Genomic DNA, 4,017 nt, shown 5'->3' on the forward strand with positions numbered 1-4,017 from the left:
ATATGAAAAGGCTCATCAAAACCGCTACTGCTATTTTGCTTGTCAGTTCACTAACAGCTCCATCTGCTTTTGCCAAAAATGACAACGCTAAAGAGTCGCTTGTCGCATTGGGGGATTCGATTCCGTTCGGTTTCAACCTCGGCCAGAACAACCAAAATCCCGCGAAAACCAGCTACCCTTATTTGATTGGCGAAGATGGTGATTTGCGGGTCCGCAATTTGGGGGTTCCTGGATGGCAATCCGCTCAGCTATTAGACGCTTTGGAAACCGACCAAAAATACCGCCAAGCCATTGACCACTCCGATTATGTGGCTGTGACCATAGGCAGCAACGATCTGTTAGCAATCCTGCGCGCTGCAGCTGCAGAAAGCGGCGGGAATCAGGCTTTGTTCCAGCAATTGCTGCAGCAAAAGCTGGCCACTAGCAACGTTTTCAGCAATATCGCTGAAACAATCGAAGAAATTCGCTCGCTGACCGATGCCCCTATCGTTTTGTACAATGTCTACAATCCGTTTCAATTGAATGATCCGCTGCATTATGTGGCCGACGCTGTCCTTCCGCAGATAAACGCTGGGTTTACGGCACTCGCATTTGCGAACACCAATGTCTATGTGGCTGACGCATACAGTGCTTTCGGCAATAACCAAGCCGCCTACGTCATTCAAGGCGACATCCATCCGACGAATGCTGGACAGGAAGTGCTCGCTGATATCGGATCGGATGCTTTGGGGTTGGATTAAGGTATAAGGATACTTAAAAGCTGCAGTCCTAGTGAATATTGGGCTGCAGCTCTTCATTGCTTATTATCTTACGCTAGCAAAGAGCGGGACAATAATTCCTTATCCCTTAGCTCGAGCAATGCTAATAACGCATTTTCAAATCTTCTTTCCCAATATAAATCTCACACTTCTTCAAACGCTCACTTCTCTTGTCATGCAATATTTCAACCATCTGAAATTTCTCGCTTCCGGGGGCATGGTGAATCTTTTTATGGCACATTGCGCAAAGCGAGACAATATTCGCTTCAACATCTAAACTATTATCGAATTGAGGTTGAAACTCCAAAGGTATAAGATGGTGCGCTTCTACATAATTTTTATCTGTTACAGATGAAACGAAAAACTCATGCGACGCATCCACTTCACATTTAAAATTAGCCTGTACAATAGCTCTTTTAGCTGTCAAGGGTGCTCTTCCCCATTGCATTTTTTTGGATGCTTGGCTTCCTTTTTCAATCAATTCTTTTGGTCGATCTTCAACGACTGCCTTCTTTATTGTTATTTCCTCTATGGATTTTTGATAATCTTCATCATTCTTAAACTTCAAAAAACGTAATTGCCGCTTGGCTAGCAACTGCTTAAGAGCCGGATATTGGGCAGCGTCTAGAGCCTGATGTGATTGGTTGAAGCCTTTCATCCCGCTCCATATTTTCTGAACATCTTTTATATCCAGAGGATCAAAAGTGAAAATGGAAGACTTGGAAAACTTATAATACCCACTGTATCCAAATTCATTCACTTCATCATAGCTTACTGTCTTTTTCAGCAGAGCAGAAGCGATCAAACGGCCGCGGAACTGAAATAAAACCAATGTCCCTTTTGGTGCGGTCATTTTTCTCTTAAACTGATATTTATTGCCTGGCAAATAGAACTTGAACCAATCCTGGACTTCCTCAATGCTTTTTCCAATGAATGCAAGATCATTTTTAGACATCGGCAATAAGCGTATATCTGGCACCTCTGCTGAAATAAGGTCTACTTGTTCTTGATATTTTTTCACCATTTTCCGGGTCCCCTTTGCAATGCAATTTGATGGTATGTTAGTTAAGTTTGTTAATTCAGAATACCACATTCAAATTCTAAAAAAGGAACCTTCTTCAATATTTACCAGAAAAATTGAAGAAGGTTCCTTTATAATAGCCACTCACTCTAGTTAAGCACCCTTTCCAGCCGCTCCAGGCGCTCAAACTTCACCGTCCGCAGCAAGTCTACATCTTCAAAGCGGCCGAACCAGATAACTTCAGTACCCTCTTAACTTTGTTTTTTCAAGACGCTTGTTATAAGTGACGGGTTACAGCAGCAACAAACTTGTTGACTCCATGATCAATCAAATCGGAAAGCGAATCCGGATCCTCGAAATCTGGTGCAGAGGTCAATGTGCATTCGATGATGGCTTCTAAATTTGCCTCATCATGAAACACAATAATGTCATCTAAAATGCTACTGGCCCTTATAAACTCATATTTCCTTGCAACGTCCCTGTTCCGGGCAGAAAGCCAGACTTCAAAAGCTCCTTTTTCGTGCAAATAAACAATGGCGATTTTCAACCCTTTATCTTTTAGCTGTTCTGTCTTGAATGAAAAAAATGTCATATCCATATACCCTTGATACATAGAGCCGATTTCGTACTGCGGGTATTTTTTAATCAATCCTATTCGCAATTTGCTGATAAACGCTAAAATCCCTTTGTACGCACCCTGAAGTTCACCGTCTTGCAACTGGTCCGTGTATTCACGGATTAGTTGATTCAACCCTTTCAACCCTTCACCCCCTAGAAGATCAATTCTCCTGCTTCTGCATTATTTATCATTCCCTTCACCCTTTTTTGTCGACAATCCTCCGCGCAAATTCAGCTCCTGCTATTGTCATCACAATGGCGCCAATTATAGCCCCTATATATGCGGTTAACTCATATCCTTCAAATCCGGTAGATTCATAAATATCAAGGCCGCCTAAAAAAGTCCCACCCACAACTAAGCCGAGGAAAGCACCGCCGATACTTCCGGCTACGAAACCGATAAACGCACCGATGACACGCGATAATGATATCTTGTTCATAGCCTCTCCACTCCTTTGTTGATACTTTCGATATTCTTATTGAGCATTCCTCTTTGCATATGCCAAAGCTTCACAAGTCGGGTGCTTTCGTGTGCCAATTGGACTGAATGAAAATGTTTTTTAAAACCAAAAAAGGTAGAGAATTTAAGAATTCTCTACCTGGCATGCACACTATTGAAATCTTAGTTTTTTACAGGATGAGCATAGACATGCTCGGGATAATCTGTAATGATTCCATCGACATTCAAATCGAATAGACGCAAAGCTTGTTCTTGTGATCTTGACGTGTAAGGATAAATGTCCATCCCCGCTTCATGAACGTCATCAACCAGTTCTTCCGTTACAATGTACATCGATGGATTGAAGTAGTCAGCATAAGCAGCAAATTGAGCTAATTGCTCTTCCGTTACATTTGCCCAATTTCCACCTAAAAGAACGCCATGAGAGATATTCGGTAAAAGTTCTTTCGATGTTTTCATGGATTCGTGATTAAACGATTGGATGATGATCTTTTCATTATTCGGTGTATCCATATTTCTTTCGATCAAAGCATCAGCAATCTTCGCTTCTACTCCTGGATATAGTTCAGGGGCCTTCAATTCGATTAAAATACCGACTTTCCCACGGAACTCATCTAATACTTCCTCAAAAGTAGGAACTTTCTCACCAGCATAAGCTTCACCAAACCAGCTGCCGGCATCCAACTGCCGAATTTCCGCTAACGTCAGATCGCCCACTTTGCCAGTTCCGTCGGTTGTCCGATCGACAGTAGTGTCGTGAATGACGACCAGCTCTCCATCTTTTGTCATTTGCACATCGATTTCAATATAGTCTGCCTTCATTTCAAATCCTTTTTGGAAGGCTTCCATCGTATTCTCAGGCGCATGGCCAGAAGCTCCGCGATGTGCAACGTTCACCATCTCTTGCTGTTGCTGTTTTGATATCGTCTTCGTTGCTTCACCATCTTCAGCAGCAAGTGCTGATCCGGTAAAAGCTGTCATTGCAAGGCTTGCTGCTAAAATCGTCATCATTCGTTTCAAAATATCCACTCCTTATGTATGTGATAACCTAAGTTTAAGCAATGAATATATGCTAACCATTACTAGAACGTTAAGAAGGGTTAATAAATTGTAAATTAAAGGATATATTTTATTTTAAATTCATTAATTTTCTAGCACAC

At 41.9% G+C, this 4,017-nt stretch carries 5 protein-coding genes; 1 reads left to right on the forward strand and 4 read right to left on the reverse strand.

Annotation, left to right across the window (positions count from 1 at the left end):
* Nucleotides 1-740, forward strand: a 740-nt coding sequence (locus tag QMA09_RS16885; RefSeq protein WP_290213971.1) for an SGNH/GDSL hydrolase family protein, incomplete at its 5' end; no start/stop codon positions are given.
* Nucleotides 741-861: 121 nt separating this feature from the next.
* Here QMA09_RS16885 and QMA09_RS16890 read toward each other — a convergent pair.
* The 4 genes from QMA09_RS16890 to QMA09_RS16905 form a co-directional block, all read right to left on the reverse strand.
* A complete protein-coding gene (locus tag QMA09_RS16890; RefSeq protein WP_290213972.1) occupies nucleotides 862-1,782 on the reverse strand; it encodes an HNH endonuclease in 921 nt (306 codons plus the stop codon).
* Nucleotides 1,783-2,056: 274 nt separating this feature from the next.
* Nucleotides 2,057-2,539, reverse strand: a complete 483-nt coding sequence (locus QMA09_RS16895; protein WP_290213973.1) for a DUF7000 family protein — start codon at nucleotides 2,537-2,539, stop codon at nucleotides 2,057-2,059.
* 55 nt (nucleotides 2,540-2,594) lie between these two features.
* Nucleotides 2,595-2,837 (reverse strand): hypothetical protein, encoded by a 243-nt coding sequence (locus tag QMA09_RS16900; protein ID WP_290213974.1) that lies wholly within the window; start codon nucleotides 2,835-2,837, stop codon nucleotides 2,595-2,597.
* A 182-nt stretch (nucleotides 2,838-3,019) separates the two neighbouring features.
* The gene (locus QMA09_RS16905) at nucleotides 3,020-3,868 is read right to left on the reverse strand and encodes a glycerophosphodiester phosphodiesterase (RefSeq protein WP_483313565.1); all 849 of its coding nucleotides are present in this window, start codon (nucleotides 3,866-3,868) and stop codon (nucleotides 3,020-3,022) included.
* Nucleotides 3,869-4,017: the final 149 nt, after the last annotated feature.

The sequence above is a fragment of the Planococcus sp. APC 3906 genome, assembly GCF_030407685.1.
Classification (GTDB): domain Bacteria; phylum Bacillota; class Bacilli; order Bacillales_A; family Planococcaceae; genus Planococcus; species Planococcus koreensis.